General features: G+C 72.3%; 12 protein-coding genes. 9 read left to right on the top strand and 3 right to left on the bottom strand.

The window, feature by feature from the left end; translation table 11 throughout:
* Positions 1–161: 161 nt before the first annotated feature.
* Complete coding sequence (locus BIV25_RS41450) at positions 162–2,390, top strand: bifunctional glycosyltransferase family 2 protein/CDP-glycerol:glycerophosphate glycerophosphotransferase (RefSeq protein ID WP_071377739.1); 2,229 nt, start codon at positions 162–164, stop codon at positions 2,388–2,390.
* On the opposite strand, the gene BIV25_RS41445 is transcribed toward BIV25_RS41450, so the two are convergent.
* On the bottom strand, positions 2,380–2,793 hold the full coding sequence (locus BIV25_RS41445) for an organic hydroperoxide resistance protein (protein WP_071377768.1): 414 nt from the start codon (positions 2,791–2,793) through the stop codon (positions 2,380–2,382). The genes BIV25_RS41450 and BIV25_RS41445 overlap by 11 nt on opposite strands.
* Positions 2,794–2,891: 98 nt before the next feature.
* On the opposite strand from BIV25_RS41445, the gene BIV25_RS41440 reads away from it, so the two are divergent.
* The 4 genes from BIV25_RS41440 (at position 2,892) to BIV25_RS41425 (ending at position 7,652) form a co-directional block, all read left to right on the top strand.
* Positions 2,892–3,425, top strand: coding sequence for a MarR family transcriptional regulator (locus BIV25_RS41440; RefSeq protein ID WP_079177217.1), 534 nt, complete (start codon positions 2,892–2,894; stop codon positions 3,423–3,425).
* A 236-nt stretch (positions 3,426–3,661) separates the two neighbouring features.
* Positions 3,662–5,395: a glycosyltransferase family 2 protein gene (locus tag BIV25_RS41435; protein WP_079177216.1), complete on the top strand. Its 1,734-nt coding sequence runs from the start codon at positions 3,662–3,664 to the stop codon at positions 5,393–5,395.
* A 118-nt stretch (positions 5,396–5,513) separates the two neighbouring features.
* Complete coding sequence (galE, locus tag BIV25_RS41430; RefSeq protein WP_071377737.1) at positions 5,514–6,494, top strand: UDP-glucose 4-epimerase GalE; 981 nt, start codon at positions 5,514–5,516, stop codon at positions 6,492–6,494.
* A gap of 195 nt (positions 6,495–6,689) precedes the next feature.
* Positions 6,690–7,652, top strand: a complete 963-nt coding sequence (locus BIV25_RS41425) for an ADP-ribosylglycohydrolase family protein (protein WP_071377736.1) — start codon at positions 6,690–6,692, stop codon at positions 7,650–7,652.
* A gap of 25 nt (positions 7,653–7,677) precedes the next feature.
* Here BIV25_RS41425 and BIV25_RS41420 read toward each other — a convergent pair whose 3' ends face one another.
* Positions 7,678–8,304, bottom strand: coding sequence for a TetR/AcrR family transcriptional regulator (locus tag BIV25_RS41420; protein WP_071377735.1), 627 nt, complete (start codon positions 8,302–8,304; stop codon positions 7,678–7,680).
* Between the two features lie 201 nt (positions 8,305–8,505).
* Here BIV25_RS41420 and BIV25_RS41415 point away from each other — a divergent pair, with 201 nt between their 5' ends.
* From BIV25_RS41415 to BIV25_RS41400, 4 genes are all read left to right on the top strand, one after another.
* Positions 8,506–9,417, top strand: a complete 912-nt coding sequence (locus BIV25_RS41415) for an ABC transporter permease (RefSeq protein WP_071377734.1) — start codon at positions 8,506–8,508, stop codon at positions 9,415–9,417.
* A gap of 61 nt (positions 9,418–9,478) precedes the next feature.
* On the top strand, positions 9,479–10,303 hold the full coding sequence (locus BIV25_RS41410; protein ID WP_071377766.1) for an ABC transporter ATP-binding protein: 825 nt from the start codon (positions 9,479–9,481) through the stop codon (positions 10,301–10,303).
* 232 nt (positions 10,304–10,535) lie between these two features.
* Positions 10,536–12,743 carry a CDP-glycerol glycerophosphotransferase family protein gene (locus BIV25_RS41405; protein WP_071377733.1) on the top strand — a complete coding sequence of 736 codons (2,208 nt, stop codon included), beginning with the start codon at positions 10,536–10,538 and terminating at the stop codon, positions 12,741–12,743.
* Positions 12,740–14,416, top strand: a complete 1,677-nt coding sequence (locus tag BIV25_RS41400) for a glycosyltransferase family 2 protein (RefSeq protein WP_071377732.1) — start codon at positions 12,740–12,742, stop codon at positions 14,414–14,416. The genes BIV25_RS41405 and BIV25_RS41400 overlap by 4 nt, the downstream gene beginning before the upstream one ends.
* Before the next feature lie 58 nt (positions 14,417–14,474).
* Here the strand turns inward: BIV25_RS41400 and BIV25_RS41395 are convergent, their stop codons facing one another.
* On the bottom strand, positions 14,475–15,995 hold the full coding sequence (locus tag BIV25_RS41395) for a hypothetical protein (RefSeq protein WP_371273133.1): 1,521 nt from the start codon (positions 15,993–15,995) through the stop codon (positions 14,475–14,477).
* Positions 15,996–16,025: the final 30 nt, after the last annotated feature.

The raw sequence follows: 16,025 nt of genomic DNA, 5'->3' as shown, positions 1-16,025 counted from the left end.
GGCCCTCCGGCAGCCGTCGGCGAAGGGGCGGGCCTCACGGGGCCCGCCCCTTCGCCGACACCACGTGGTCCCCCACATGCCGTACGCCGCCGTAACCAATTCACTCCAACGGCCGTTCCTGGTCGGACTCCTCCCGCCGATCGACCACCGATGGATGCCCCTTGCCCAGGTTCAGTGTCATTGTCCCCGCGTACCAGGTCCAGGCCTATCTGTCCCAGTGCCTGGACTCGGTGCTCGCGCAGTCGTGTGCGGATCTGGAACTGATCGCCGTGGACGACTGCTCACCGGATGCCTGCGGCGCGCTCATCGACGAGTACGCGGCCGGGGACGCGCGCGTGAAGGCCGTACACCTGGCCGAGAACCAGGGGCCCGGCGGCGCCCGGAACGCGGGGATGGCGGCGGCGAGCGGCGACTACCTGGTCTTCCTGGACGGCGACGACACGCTCGCCCCGGACGCGCTGCGGGCGCTCGCCGACCGGATCGAGGAGACCGGGGAGCCGGACGTCCTCGTCTACGACTACGCGCGCACGTACTGGGACGGCCGCCAGGTGCGCAACCAGCTCGCCGGCCGGCTCGCCGAGGAGGGCCCCGCGCCGTTCCGGCTGGCGGACCGGCCGGGAGTGCTCAGGGTGCTGATGGCGGCCTGGAACAAGGCCTGCCGGCGGGAGTTCGTCGAACGGCACGGCTTCGTCTTCCCGCCGGGCTCCTACGAGGACACCCCCTGGACCTTCCCGGTGCTCATGGCGGCGGAGTCGATCGCCACCCTGGACCGGGTCTGCGTGCACTACCGGCAGCGGCGCCGGGGCAGCGTCCCCGCCGGCGCCGACCGTCGCCACTTCGACCTGTTCACGCAGTACGACCGGGTGTTCGCGCACCTTGAGGCACATCCCGAACTGGACCGCTGGCGGCCGGAGTTGTTCCGCCGGATGATCGACCACTACGCGGCGGTGGTCACCAGGCGGGGCCGGCTGCCGCGCGGCAGCCACGCCGAGTTCCTCCGTCTGGCCCGCGCCCACTACCGCCGGTACCGGGTCCCCGGCACCCGGATGCGGCCGCGCCACGCCCTGGTCCGCTTCGGACTGCGCCGCACCTTCCGCGCGCTCCGGCTGGCCTCGGCCGCGCGCCGGCGCGCGCTGAGGACGGCGGTGAAGCTGGCCCGTGCCCTGCGCGCCGGAGCGCTGCGCCTGCACTACCGCGTCCAGCTGCGGCTGCCGGTGCGCGCCGACCGGGCGCTGTTCGCCGCCGAGGCGGGCCCCGGCGACCCGGGTGCGCTGGAGGAGGCGCTGCGCGCGCACGCCCCGCACATCCGGACCGCGTGGCTCGCCCGCCCCGAGCAGCAGCACGCCCTTCCGCCGGGTCCGCGCCGCATCCGTCCCGGCACGGCCGCCTACTGGACGGCGCTGGCCCGCTCCGCGTTCCTGGTCACGGACGACGTCCTGGAGCGGCGGCTGCGCAAGCGGCGCGGGCAGGTGGTGATCCGGACCGGGCAGGGCACACCGCTCGGGCACATGGGCCTGGATCTGCTGGAGCGTCCGGCGGCGGCTCGGGGCACCGACTTCACGGCGCTCATGCGGGGCGTCGACCAGTGGGACCACGTCCTGTCCGGCAACCGGCACGCGACGCTGGTCTGGGAGCGGGTCCTGCCGGGCCGGTACCGCACGCTGGAGTACGGCGCCCCGCGCAACGACGTCTTCCAGCGGGCGACCTCGGCGGACGTGACCCGGCTGCGCGAGTCGCTGGGCGTGCCGCCCGGCGCGGTCGCGATCCTGTACGCGCCGGCCCACCGCGACCACCGGCGCACCCAGGGCCCGCTGCTCGACCTGGCGGGGGTCGCCCGGCGCCTCGGCCCGCGCTTCGTGATCCTGGCCCGCACGCCCTACGACCCGGGCGCCGGGGGCGACGCGGGCGGCCGGATCATCGACGTCCGCGACCACCCGAGCGTGCCGTCCCTCTGTCTGGCCTCGGACGCGCTGCTCACCGACTACGCCTCGCTGATGTTCGACTACGCGTGCCTGGACCGGCCGATCGTCGTGCACACCGCCGACTGGGCGGCGTACGAGGCGGCCCGTGGCGCCTACTTCGACCTGCGGGCGTTCCCGCCGGGCGCGGTCGCGCGCAGCGAGGACGAGCTGACCGACATCTTCACGAGCGGCCACTGGCGCGGCTCGCGCTCGGCCCAGCTGCGCGCGGCGTTCCGCGAGCGCTTCTGCCCGTACGACGACGGGCGCGCCGCGGAACGCGTCGTACGGCATGTGATGCTCGGCGAGCCGCCGGAGGCGCTGCCGGCGGTGGTGCCGCTCGCGGAGCGCCATCCGGTGCCGTCGGCCTGCACGCGCACCCCGGCGGCCACCGTGCCGCAGCCCTCCGGTGGTGTGCGGGTCACTCGATGACGAGGTCGACCTCGATGTTGCCGCGGGTGGCGTTGGAGTAGGGGCAGACCTGGTGGGCGGTCTCGACCAGCTTGCGGCCGGTCTCCTGGTCCACGGTGTCGGGCAGCTCGACGCGCAGCGTCACCTTCAGGCCGAAGCCCTCGCCCTGCTTGCCGATGCCCACCTCGGCGGTCACCGCGGCGTCGCTGACGTCGACCTTCGCCTGCCGGCCGACGAGGCCGAGGGCGCTGCCGAAGCACGCGGCGTAACCGGCGGCGAAGAGCTGCTCGGGGTTGGTGCCCTCGCCGTTGCCGCCCAGCTCGACCGGCGGGGCCAGCTTGAGGTCGATCCTGCCGTCGGAGGAGACGGCACGACCGTCGCGGCCGTGGGTGGCGGTGGCGACAGCGGTGTAGAGCGCGTCCATGAGAACCATCCCTTTACGGAGTCGGTGTTCCGGCGGCCACCTGTCCTGGCCGCCTCACGACCACAAGTAGAGCACACAATTAAGTTGTGTGCAATCAAATGACCCGCAAGAGCTACCCTGGACCCATGACCGCCACGACCCGCACCACCGACACCCCCGCGGCCGCCGAGTCCGACTGGCTCCGCCTGGACCGCCAGATCTGCTTCTCCCTGCACGCCGCGTCCCGCGCCTTCAACGGCGTCTACCGCGTCGTCCTCAAGGACCTCGGGCTCACCTACCCGCAGTACCTGGTGATGCTGGTGCTGTGGGAGCAGGGCGACCTGCCGGTCAAGCAGCTCGGCGAACATCTGCGACTCGACTCCGGCACGCTGTCTCCGCTGGTCAAGCGGCTGGAGGCGGCCGGTCTGGTGCGCCGGGAGCGCAGCGCCGAGGACGAGCGCTCGGTCCGGGTCGTACTCACCGGCGAGGGCACGGCCCTGCGCGAACGGGCCCGGGAGGTGCCGCGCCGCATCGTGGCCGCGACCGGCTTCGACCCGGCCGAGATCGCCGACCTGCGCGACCGCCTGGACCAGCTCACCGACACACTGGACGCGGCGGCGGTGGCAGCTGCCGCTGCTGCGGCGGCGGACTAGGGGTGTCGTTCGGATCAGGCCCGTCAACGACAGGGCCGCCCCCGCGGGAGCGACGTTCACCCGGGCGGCCGCCGCAGTACTCTCGTTCATCCGGTTGTGGCGGACGGCACAGGTGATGAAAAGAGGGCGCAAAGAGGGGAACCCGGGGCGGATTCCGACCGTCTTCGGGGCCGAGCCGTAAGCCTTTCTTAACCGGGTATTACCGAAGATTTCTACGCTCCCGGCCCGTGGACCCCATGCGACCTGACCCGCACAGCACGCCTGAGACGACCGACACGCACGCCGCACCGGCGCGGCCGGCGCAGGTCGGTGTGATCGTCATCGGCTACAACGACGCCGCTCATGTGGGCGATGCCGTGCGCTCGGCACTGGCACAGGGTCCGGCCGTCGCCGAGGTCGTCGCCGTGGACGACTGTTCCACGGACGGCAGCGCCGACCTGCTCGACCGGCTGGCCGCCGGGGAGCCCCGGCTCCGGGTGGTGCGCCGCGCGGTGAACAGCGGCGGCTGCGGCAGCCCGCGCAACGACGGCATCGACGCGGTGACCGCCCCGTACGTGATGTTCCTGGACAGCGACGACGTGCTGCCCGCCGGCGCCGTGGACGCCCTGCTGGCGGCTGCCACGGGGGCGCGCGCCGAGGTCGCGGGCGGACTGTGCGTGCGCCGCGAGCTGCCCTCGGGGCACGAGACGCCCTGGCAGGAGCCCCTCTATACGGCGCACACGGTCCTCGCGCGCCCCGCCGAGCGCCCCCGACTCGTCCACGACACGCTCTGCGTCAACAAGCTGTACCGCACCGACTTCCTGCGCGAGCACGGCATCCGCTTCCCCGACGGCCGTTTCCTCTACGAGGACATCGTCTTCACCTCGCGCGTGCTGGCCGCCGCCCCACGCATGGCACTCGTCCCGGACCGCGTGTACGTGTGGCACGTACGCCGGTCCGCCGAGCAGCTGTCGCTCTCGCTGGACCGGGAGCGCATCGAGAACTGGCAGGCGCGCACGGAGGCGTGCGCGCTGGCGTACGAGACGCTGCTGAACGCCGGGCAGAAGGAGCTGGCGCGGGCGGCGCGGGCGAAGTTCCTCGACCACGAGGTGCGGATGTACGCGCGCGAACTGGGCTTGCGCGACGCGGACTACCAGCGCGCGTGGTGGACGCACACCAAGGAGTACCTCGCGCGCTACGACGCCGCCGACTGGGAGCTGAACCCGGGGGCGCCGGGCCGCGTGCTCGCGCGTGTCGTGGTGGAGGCGCCCGAGCCGCGCGACCTGCCGCGCCTGCGGGAGCTCGCCGCGCGCCCGGCGCGTCTGCTGCCGCCGTACGCCCGGGACGCCGAGGGTGTCCCCGTCTGGTCCGCGGACCTCCCGCAGGTCCCCCTGACGCCGCTCCTGATCCGCCCCACCGAAATCCTGCCGATCGCGGTGGACGGGCAACTGGACGTACGTGCGCGTGGCACGCGCGTGCGCCTGCGGCTGCACGAGCTGTACGGCCGGATGGCCGAGGCCGGGCCGGTCGAACTGGACGTGGAGTGGGTGGCGCGCGAGAAGCGCGGGAAGCGCGGGAAGCGCGGGAAGCGCGAGAACCACGAGGACACAGAGCTCACACGGGGGCGTACGACGGTCCCGCTCACGCGCTCCGGCACGGGCACAGGCATCGGTACGGGCGCGAACGCGGATGCGGACGCGGGCAGTTGGACGGCCGAGGCACCGGTCGATCTGGGCGTGCTCGGCGCGGGCACCTGGGACCTGCGGCTGACCGTGCACTTCGCGGACGGCGCACGGCGGGAGATCACGGCGCACGCCATGGCGGGCGCCGGCCGGCTGCGCCGACGCGCCGTCCCGAGCCTGCGGCACGGCGTGCTGCTGGTACAGCCCTACGCGACGCACTCCGGCGCGCTGGCCGTACGGCTGGCGAGCGGCGTGGGCGGCGCGGTCCGGGTGGCCCGGCGGCGCCTGAAGCGCCTGCTGCGCCGGTGAACACTCGGTACGCGCGCGCGTACCGCCACGCACCTGCCCCACCTGCTGCTTCACTGAAAGACGCCCGCTGCTCCACCGAGCGGTTCCACGGGCCAACGGACAAGAGGACGGCCTTTCCATGACCTGGCTGATCACCGGCGGTGCCGGATACATCGGGGCACACGTCGTACGAGCGATGACCGAGGCGGGCGAGCGCGCGGTCGTGTACGACGACCTGTCCACGGGCATCGCCGAGCGCCTGCCGGCGGACGTCCCGCTGGTGCGGGGTTCCACGCTGGACGCGGACCTGGTGGCCCGCACCCTCGCCGAGCACGAGATCAGCGGGGTCGTGCACCTCGCGGCGAAGAAGCAGGTGGGTGAGTCGGTGGACCTTCCGCTGCACTACTACCGGGAGAACGTGGAAGGCCTGCGGGTGCTCCTGGAGGCGGTCACGGCGGCGGAGGTGCCGTCCTTCCTGTTCTCCTCCTCGGCGGCGGTCTACGGCATGCCGGACGTCGACCTGGTGACGGAGGAGACCCCCTGCGTCCCGATGTCGCCGTACGGCGAGACGAAGCTGGCCGGTGAGTGGCTGGTCCGCGCGACGGGCAAGGCGACGGGCCTGTCCACCGCCTCGCTGCGCTACTTCAACGTGGCGGGCGCGGCCACCCCCGAGCTCGCCGACACCGGGGTCTTCAACCTGATCCCGATGGTCTTCGAGAAGCTCACCGAGGGCGCGCCGCCGCGCATCTTCGGCGACGACTACGCCACGCCGGACGGCACCTGCGTGCGCGACTACATCCACGTGGTCGACCTGGCCGAGGCGCACGTCGCCGTCGCCCGCGCCCTGAGCTCCGCCCCCGGCAGGGACCTGACCCTGAACATCGGCCGCGGCGAGGGCGTGTCGGTGCGCGAGATGATCGACCGCATCAACGCGGTCACCGGCTACGACCGCCCCCCGACGGTCACCCCGCGCCGCCCCGGCGACCCCGCGCGTGTCGTCGCCTCGGCGGAGCGCATCGCCACGGAACTGGGCTGGCAGGCCAAGTACGACGTCCAGGACATGATCACCTCGGCCTGGGAGGGCTGGGTCCACCACCACCCCGAGGCGGCGCGCGACTAGAGGGTGTTGTTCGGATCAGACCGGCCATGACGGACGGCGCCTGCCGGCCGGCCCGAGCGTGGCGGAGCCGGCGATCGACGACAACGCCGCTGGGGTGCCCCCCTCTGGAGGAGGGCGTACCAGGGTCCGCGACGCCGGGATGATCCGAACGGCACCCCTGGCGCACGGGCACGACTGCCTGGCTAGTCTGCCCGCATGACCGCCGGTTCCCGCCCCGCACGTCTCGTCGAGCGTGGCCTCGGCGCCGTACTCGGGTCCGCCGTGGGTGACGCCCTCGGAGCGCCCTTCGAGTTCGGCCCCGAGGGCGCGTTCTCCGCCCGCTTCCCCCACCCGGGAGGGGGCGGCGAGATGTGCGGGGGCGGCGGCTGGGACCCGGGCGAGGCCACGGACGACACCCAGCTGGCGGTCCTGACCGCCGAGTCGCTGCTGGAGCGCGGCCGGCTGGACCTGCCGGACGTCTTCGCCCGCTTCCGGCGCTGGGCGGCCGCCGGCCCGAAGGACATCGGTCTCCAGACGGAGGCCGTCCTGACCGGCGGCGACCCGTGGGACACGGCCGCCGCGCGCCATTTCCAGATCAGCCAACGGGCCGCCGGCAACGGCGCGTTGATGCGGGCGGCCCCCTCCGCGGTCCGCTTCGCCCGGCACGGCCGCGAGGCGACGATGACCGCCGCGCGCCGCCTCTCCGCCCTCACGCACGGGGATCCGGCGGCCTGGGAGGGCACGGCGGCCCTGCACGAGCTGGTCCGGGTGGCCCTGACCGGAGCGGACCCGCTCACGGCCGTACCGGACACCCTGGGCGCCCTCCACCCCGCCCACCGTGAGCGCTACGCCGTGGTCCTCGCCCCCGACTGGCACCCGGACCGGGCCACGGAATTCAACGGCGCCGTCTGGCCGTGCTTGGGCTCGGCGGTCTGGGCCCTGCGGACCACGGGCTCGTACGAGGAGGCGGTCCGCGCGGCGATCGACCTCGGCGGTGACACCGACACGGTGGCGGCGGTCACCGGAGCGCTGGCCGGAGCGGTGTACGGCCCGAGCGCGATCCCGGCCCGCTGGACCGAACCCCTGCACGTACCGCTGCCGGGTTTCGGCGAGCGCGTGCTGCGGGCCGGGGACCTGACGGAACTGGCCCGCGGGCTCCTCGCCCCGTGCGCCCTGTAGCCCACGCGGCCCCCGCGCCGCGCGCCTACAGGGCCTTCAGCGCTCCCGCCGTGGCCCGCGCCAGGTTCTCCAGGTAGCCCTTCGGCGGCTTCGGGGACCTGATCACCACCGCGCGCCAGTACAGGGGGCCCGAGATCAGGTCCAGCGCGAGGTCGGGGTCGATGCCGGCCCTGACCTCGCCGCGCGCCTCCGCCGCCGCGAGGATCTTGCTGGCCACGCCCTCCTGGCCGTCCCGCAGGGCCTTCTGGAAGGCCTCGGCGATGTCGGGGTTGCGGGCCGCCTCGGCCTGGAGGTCGGGGATGATCTGCGAGGCCACCGGGTGGCGCAGGGCGCGGGACGTGACCTCGTACAGGAGGCGGAGGTCCCCCTCCAGGGCGCCCGTGTCCGGGGCCGGGAGGCCCAGGACCGCCATCGCCGAGACCACGTCGAGCACCAGGTGCAGCTTGGAACGCCACCGGCGGTACACCGCGGTCTTGCCGACGCCCGCCCGGCGCGCGATGCCCTCGATGGACATGCGGGCGTAGCCCACCGCCGCGAGCTCCTCGAAGACCGCGGCCCGGATGGCCTCGGTCACGTCCTCCCGGAGCACGGCGGCCCCGGCAGGAGTCCTACGGCGTGCACGCTTCGGGAGCTCGTCGGCGTTCGTCGTCATGACTCACAGCATAGATGCGCGACGACGATACGGTTGCGTTCCGACGTTGATTGGCTCTACTCTCGCGTTGCGACGATACGGTCCCGTCCCGACGTAAGAGAACGTGAAGAGAAGCGTAAGGAAACGTCGGACGACCGACCCCGACGCGCCCCGGCGGCCAGCCGGACGCGCACCCCCCTCCCCCGAGCGAAAGCAGCGGATGTGAGCCAGGTCCTCGACACACCGCCCCCCACCCAGGTCCCGGAAGACGATCTCTCGGCGCTCGCCGCCCGGCACGGCCTGACGGTCAGCGGCGCCCGCCCGACCCTGCCTGCGTACATCCGCCAGCTGTGGGACCGGCGCCACTTCATCACCGCCTTCGCCACCGCCAAGCTCACCGCGCAGTACAGCGAGGCGAAGCTCGGCCAGGTCTGGCAGGTCATGACCCCGCTGCTGAACGCCGCGGTCTACTACTTCATCTTCGGCGTGCTGCTCGGCTCGAAGAAGGGCGTGCCGGACTACATCCCGTTCCTGGTCACCGGCGTGTTCGTGTGGACGTTCACACAGAGCTCGATCCAGGTCGGCACCCGGGCGATCTCCGGCAACCTCGGCCTGGTGCGCGCCCTGCACTTCCCGCGCGCCGCCCTGCCGATCTCCTTCTGCATCCAGCAGCTCCAGCAGCTGCTGTTCTCGATGGCCGCGCTGGTCGTCATCCTGCTCTGCTTCGGCCTGCCGGTCTCCCTGTCCTGGCTGCTGGTGATCCCCGCGCTGGCCCTCCAGTTCCTGTTCAACGCGGGCATGTCGCTGATCATGGCGCGGATGGGCGCCAAGACCCCCGACATCGCCCAGCTGATGCCGTTCATCCTGCGCACCTGGATGTACATGTCCGGCGTGATGTGGAGCATCAGCAAGCTCACCAAGAGCGACCACCTGCCCCACATCGTCACGGTCCTGCTGGAGAGCAACCCGGCCGCGGTCTACATCGACCTCATGCGCTACGCGCTGATCGCCAGCTTCCACGCCAAGCAGCTGCCCCCGCACGTGTGGCCGCTCGCCGTCGGCTGGGCCCTGGTCGCCGGTGTCGGCGGCTTCATCTACTTCTGGAAGGCAGAGGAGCAGTACGGCCGTGGCTGAGCAGACTCCCGAGAACCCCGAACTCCCCGACGACGAGGCCGAGACCCCCGAGGCGCGCGAGATGCGCGAGCGCTACGAGCGCCTCGCGAAGGCCAAGACGGTCCCCACGATCGTCGTCGACAACGTCGACATCGTCTACCGCGTCCACGGCACCGGCTCCGGCCGCGGCTCCGCCACCGCCGCCCTCAACCGCATCATGCGCCGCAAGCAGGCCGAGAAGGCTGCGGGCGTGCGCACGGTGCACGCCGTGAAGAAGGTCTCGTTCGTCGCCTACAAGGGCGAGGCGGTCGGCCTGATCGGCACCAACGGCTCCGGCAAGTCGACCCTGCTCAAGGCGATCGCCGGCGTGCTTCCGGTGGAGAACGGCCACATCTACACCAACGGCCAGCCCTCGCTGCTCGGCGTCAACGCCGCCCTGATGAACGACCTCACCGGCGAGCGCAACGTCTGGCTCGGCGGCCTCGCCATGGGCATGTCCCGCGAAGAGGTCAGGGATCGATATCAAGACATCGTCGACTTCTCCGGGATCAACGAAAAGGGTGACTTCATCACTCTTCCGATGCGCACCTACTCCTCCGGTATGGCCGCACGTCTGCGCTTTTCCATCGCCGCTGCCAAGGACCACGACGTCCTGCTGATCGACGAGGCCCTCGCCACCGGTGACCGCAGGTTCCAGATGCGCTCCGAGGACCGGATCCGCGAGCTGCGCGAGAAGGCGGGCACGGTGTTCCTGGTCAGCCACAACAACAAGTCCATCCGCGACACCTGCGAGCGGACCATCTGGCTGGAACGCGGTGAGCTGCGTATGGACGGCCCGACCGAGGAGGTTATGAAGGAGTACGAGGCCTTCAGCGGCGAGAAGGGCGCGAAGAAGAAGGCGGCCTGACCGCCCGGGTAAGCGGCCCGCAAGGGACCGAGTAAGCAGATCACAAGAACGACAGTAAGAAGGTGGCTGGAAAGTTACGCCGGAAGAAACCCCAGGCCGCGGAAGTTCGTCTTCCACTCTGGGCCCCTCATCCGGCCGCCCTCTTACTCCATCCCGGTTATCCTTTTCATACGCTTAGTGACAGTATGTTATGAAGGGTGGCCAGAACCGACGATCTAAGGAGTCCACTGCGATGCCCCAACTCAGCGTCATCGTCTACGGACCGAACGCACAGGGGCACCTGACAGAGCTGCTGGACTCCGTGGAAGCCCACCCCCTCCTCGACGCCGAGATCATCGTCGCCGCGGTCGGCGACTGGGCCCGGGAGACGGCCGAGGGCCACGCCCCCGAGACGATCGTCGTACCCCTTCCGGAAGGCACCGGGGACGCCGCCGCCCGCGCGGCCGGCGCCGCCCGCGCCTCCGGCCGCTGGCTGCACTTCGTGCACGCCAAGGACGGCCTGCCGGCCGGTGCGCCGCGCCAGCTCGCCGAGCGCACCGCCGAACTCGACGCCGAGCCCGGCGCCCCGGTGGACGTACTCCTCTTCGACCACGTCGTCACCACCTGGCAGACCGCCGCCCGGGCCTCCCGCGACGGCCGTCTGCTCGCCGCCGTCGGCCGTGAGGGCCTCCCCCTGAACGAGGCCGCGGACCTGCTGCGCCTCACCCCGATCCTCGGCAACCGCGCGCTGCGCGCCGACTTCTGGCGCGCGCACGAGGAGCAGCTCACCTCCGGCGACGAGCCGCAGGCCGCCCACGCGACCCTGCTGCACGCCGGCCGCGTCGCCTGCCTGAACCAGGCGGCGTACGAGAACCGCGAGCTGCGCCCCGAGAGCCTGCCGCCCCTCGACCCCGAGGACCGCTTCGCGCTCATCGACCGCTACGAGTCGCTGCTCCCGCTCGCCAGGGACCGCCGCGCCACCCGCGCGGTGCTGTACGACCTGATGATGCGCGACCTGGTGCGCACCTTCGCCGGCGAGAACCTCCCCGACGCGGTCGCGCGCGAGTTCTTCCGCCGCGCCTCCCTCGTCGCCGTCCGCTGGCGGCCCGAGAACCACGAGCGCCCGGCAGGCGTGGAGGGCGTGCGGCACGCACTGCTGGAGGAGGGCGCGTACACCAAGTACCGCGCGTTCCAGGCCGCCAACCGCACCCGGCGCGCCGCCAAGAAGGCCGTCAAGAGCCGGAAGAAGGAGCTGGGCGCCAAGCTGCGCGACCAGCAGTACCAGCGCGCGCTGAGCCGCCCGGTCAACCCGCACCTGGCCGTGTTCGCCGCCTACTGGGAGCGCGGTGTGGCCTGCAACCCGGCCGCGATCGCCGCCAAGATGGCCGAACTGACCCCGCACATCCACCCGGTGTGGGTGGTGTCGAAGAGCAACGAGGCCCTGCTGCCGCCCGGCACCGACTACGTCATCCCCGGCACCCGCCGCTACTGGGAGACCATGGCGACCGCCAAGTACCTGGTGAACAACGTCAACTTCCCCAACGCGGTCGTCAAGCGCCCGGACGCGATCCATCTCCAGACCCACCACGGCACCCCGCTCAAGCGCATGGGCCTGGACCAGATGGAGCACCCGGCGGCCGCCAAGGGCCTGGACTTCGACGCCCTGCTGGGCCGTATCGACAAGTGGGACTACAGCGTCAGCGCCAACAGCCACTCCACCCGCATGTGGGAGCGCGCCTACCCGGCCCGCTTCACCTCGCTGGACTACGGCTACCCGCGCAACGACGTCTTCTACACGGCCACCGCCGACGACGTCCGCGCCGCCCGCCGCCGCCTCGGCATCGCCCCCGGCAAGAAGGCCGTGCTGTACGCCCCGACCCACCGCGACTACGAGGCCGGCTTCACCCCGCGCCTGGACCTCGCGGAGCTCGCCGACCGGCTCGGCGAGGACACGGTCCTGCTGGTGCGCGCCCACTACTTCTACGGCGGCGCCGCCTCCCCGCTCACCGGCCTGCGCCGCTCCGGCCGGATCATCGACGTCTCCTCCTACGACCCCGTCGAGGAGCTGTGCCTGGCCGCCGACGCGCTGGTCACGGACTACTCGTCGATCATGTTCGACTACGCCAACCTGGACCGCCCGATCGTCGTCTACGCCGACGACTGGGAGACCTACCGCACCACCCGCGGCGTCTACTTCGACCTGATGGAAGACCACCCCGGCCAGGTCGCGCGCACCCAGGAGGAGCTGACGGAGATCTTCGTCTCCGGCGCCTGGCGCGACGAGAGTGCGGCGAAGGCACGGGCCGCGTTCCGCCGCCGCTTCTGCGAGTACGACGACGGCCGCGCCGCCGAACGGGTCGTACGCCGGGTGTTCCTCGGCGAGCCGGAGGACTCCCTGCCCCCGGTGCTCCCGATCGAGGACCGCACCCCCGCCCCGACCCCCGAGGAGGCCTCGGCATGACGACCACGACCACGACCCCTGACGTCACGGTCACGGTCATCGTCTTCAACGACGCGGAGCGCCTGCCCCGAGCCGTGGAGTCGCTGCGCGCACAGACGCACGCGAACATCGAGATCATCATCAGCGACGACCACTCCACCGACGACACGCCCACCGTGGCGCGCCGGCTGGAGGCGCAGGACGAGCGCGTGCGCTACCTCCGGCTGCCGGAGAACAGCGGCGGATGCAGCGCCCCGCGCAACCGGGCCATCGACATCGCCCGGGCGCCGTATCTGATGTTCCTCGACAGTGACGACGAACTCCCGCCCCGCGCGGTCGAGTTGCTGCTCGCCGCACACCGCGAGCGCGAGGTCGACTTCACCATGGGCGCGGTCCGCCGCGTGCGGGTGGACAACGGCAGGCGCTCGACGTGGATGCCGCACCTGGTGACCGAGAGGCGCACGGTCGAGGGCATCGAGAAGGACCCGCGCCTGCTGTTCGAGCACCTGTCGACGAGCAAGATGTACGCGCGCTCCTTCCTCGACCGGCACGACCTGCGCTTCCCCGAGGGCATCCACTACGAGGACCAGCTGTTCTCGGCCCAGGCCTACTGCCTGGCGACGGCGTTCACGATCATCCCGGACCCGGTGTACGTCTGGTACATCGACCCGTTCGCGGCGGCCGCCTCGGCATCCATCTCCAACCAGCGCCACAAGGTCCAGAACGTGGCGGACCGGGTCAACGTCCAGCGCATGATCGACGACTTCCTGGTCGAGAGCGGGCACGCCGGGCTGCGCGAGGACAAGGACTTCAAGTTCCTCAAGCACGACTTCCGCATGTACGCGGGCGACCTGCCCTACCGCGACGAGGAGTGGATGCGCGCCTTCGCCGAGATCATGAACCCGTACCTGGACACGCTGGCCGACGGCGCCTACGCCCGGCTGCCGCGTCCGGAGCGGGTGGTGCTGGGGCTGCTGCGGGACGGCCGCCTGGCCGACGCCCGGCTCGCGGCCCGCGGTCTCGGCGACAAGGTGGCTCCGCGCCAGGTCACGGCCGACGCGTCGGGCGTGCCGTACTGGGGCGGCGAGGTTCCCTCCACCGACCGCGCCCGCCGCGAACTGGACCTGTCCGACCTGGAGTTGGACACGCGCCCGTTCCCGAGCGCGCAGTTCCGTCACGAGATCACGGAGCTGAAGCGGGAGCGCGGGGCCGCCCTGACGCTCGCGATCCGCACGTACGACCCGGGCCTGCGCCTGCCGGTGGGCCCGCAGCGCGCGAGCCTCCTGCTGTCCCCCGGCAACAAGCGGATGACGGTCCCCTTCCGTCTCGACCCGATCAGCCCCGGCCTCTTCGAGGGCACGGTGCGCCTGGACCTGGCGGCGGCTCCCGTCCCGCTCCAGGGCTTCGAGGGCCTGCGGCACCCCCAGATCCGGCTCCAGCAGCAGGGGCTCGCCCACTCGGGCGTCCTGCTGGCCCCGCTGGACTTCCCGGCGGTCACGGCGCGCATCGAGTACCGCTCGGGCGCGACCCCGCACGACGTCACGATCGAGCCGGAGGGCCGCAACCCCGGCCGCCTCCAGATCCGCTGGCGTCCGGTGGGCATGACGGCCAAGGTGATCCGCCCGGTCATCAGGAAGGTGGCGCGGCCCAAGATCCGTAAGGCGGCGAAGCTGCTGTCCAGCGTGCTGCGGTGACGTCCTGGCAGCGTTGTGCCGAAGGGGCGCGGGGAACTTCCCCGCGCCCCTTCCGGCGTCACACCACCCTGTACAGGACCTGGTCCCCCGGACCCGTCGTCACCCTCTTCAGCCCCGGGCCCGCCAGGCTCTTCGACCCGACGACCCACCGCACCTCGTACTTCCGCAGGATCGCCTGCCGTCCGGCGGCGGACGTGTCCGTGGCGAAGTAGTGCGACACCGCCGCGTCCCGCTGCTTCTCGTCCGGCAGGAAGAAGTCGGGGTAGCCGGGCGTCACGGTGTACGGCCCGTACGCGGGGATCTGCCGCGCCGGGAACGTCTGCGCCATCACCACGTCGCCGTACTTCACCCACGGCGTGATCCAGTGGTAGCCCACCCACGGCGTGTGGTACTTGTCCGCGACCGGCGCCGGCAGCGCGCTCTTGGGGACCACATAGCCGAGCGTGCCGGCCTGCGTCCACGCCCCCACGGCCAGTACGGCGCCGAGCACGCACGCCCAGCCGGTCCTCTCCCACGCGCGCCGCCCCGCCGTCACGGCCTCCAGCGCGGCCGCGAGCTGGGCCGGGATCAGCGCGGCGGGCAGCGCACGGCCCCAGGAGTAGTGGCCGGTCAGCCCGCCCGCGGCGAACATCAGCGCGCCCAGGACGAAGAACAGGACCAGCGGGTCCCAGCGGTCGCGCCGCAGGCGCAGGACGAGGGCCGCCACACCCAGCAGGACGAAGCCGAAGTGCCCGGCCAGGTGCTCGTAGAGCGGCTTGTGGATGGCCTCCAGGTCCGCGCCCGCCGAGAAGAGGGAGAAGAAGTCGTAGTACGGCCACAGGCCCAGCAGCAGCATCCCGAGCGCCAGCGCGGCGGCCAGCCGCAGCAGCACCTGGCGGGAGGGCCGGGCCGCGATCACCATGGCCAGCGCGCCCAGGGACGAGACGACTCCGGTGAACTGGTGGCTGAGCAGGATCACGGCCCAGAGCAGGCCCAGCACCGCCCAGCGCGCCCATGTCACCGGCTCGCCCGCACGCAGCGCGCGCGTCAGCCACGCCCAGAAGTGGAAGGTGAGGCCGATCGCGAACACGCTCGGGTACGACACCGTCAGCGCCAGCGAGTTCAGGCCCACGAAGCCGGACCAGTTGAACAGCTCCGGGCCCCACAGCAGGACCAGGCTCAGCAGGGCGAGGGCGGGCGCGGCGCGGTGGGCGCTGAGGGTGCGGACGTACCGCCACACGCCCGTGACCAGCAGGCCGAGGCCGACGACCGCGGCGATGCGCAGGACGACGAACACCGACAGGCCGGTCACCTTGGCGACCAGGCCCAGCACCAGCATCCACGGCGAGTAGTACGGGCTCGGCGTGTCCGCGTCGACCAGCGGGTTGCCCGGATGCAGCAGGTTGTGGCGCAGGCGCTCGATGGTGGCCGCGTGCATGCCGAGGTCGCCCGCCCAGGGCAGACGGACGATCACGAGGAGCAGCAGCACCACGACGAGCACGGCGACGGCCTGGGGCAGTGCCCTGCCGGCCCGCGCGGTGGGGTTCAGCGGCGACTCCGTGCGGCTCACGGGCTCGGTGTCAGACGGTGCGGCGTGCATCCTGCTGACCCTAGCCGAGGTTTCTTAAGG

Origin of the sequence: Streptomyces sp. MUSC 14 (assembly GCF_001866675.1) — a bacterium.
In the GTDB taxonomy this organism is placed as follows: domain Bacteria; phylum Actinomycetota; class Actinomycetes; order Streptomycetales; family Streptomycetaceae; genus Streptomyces.
This window is presented reverse-complemented; position numbering and strand designations above follow the sequence as displayed.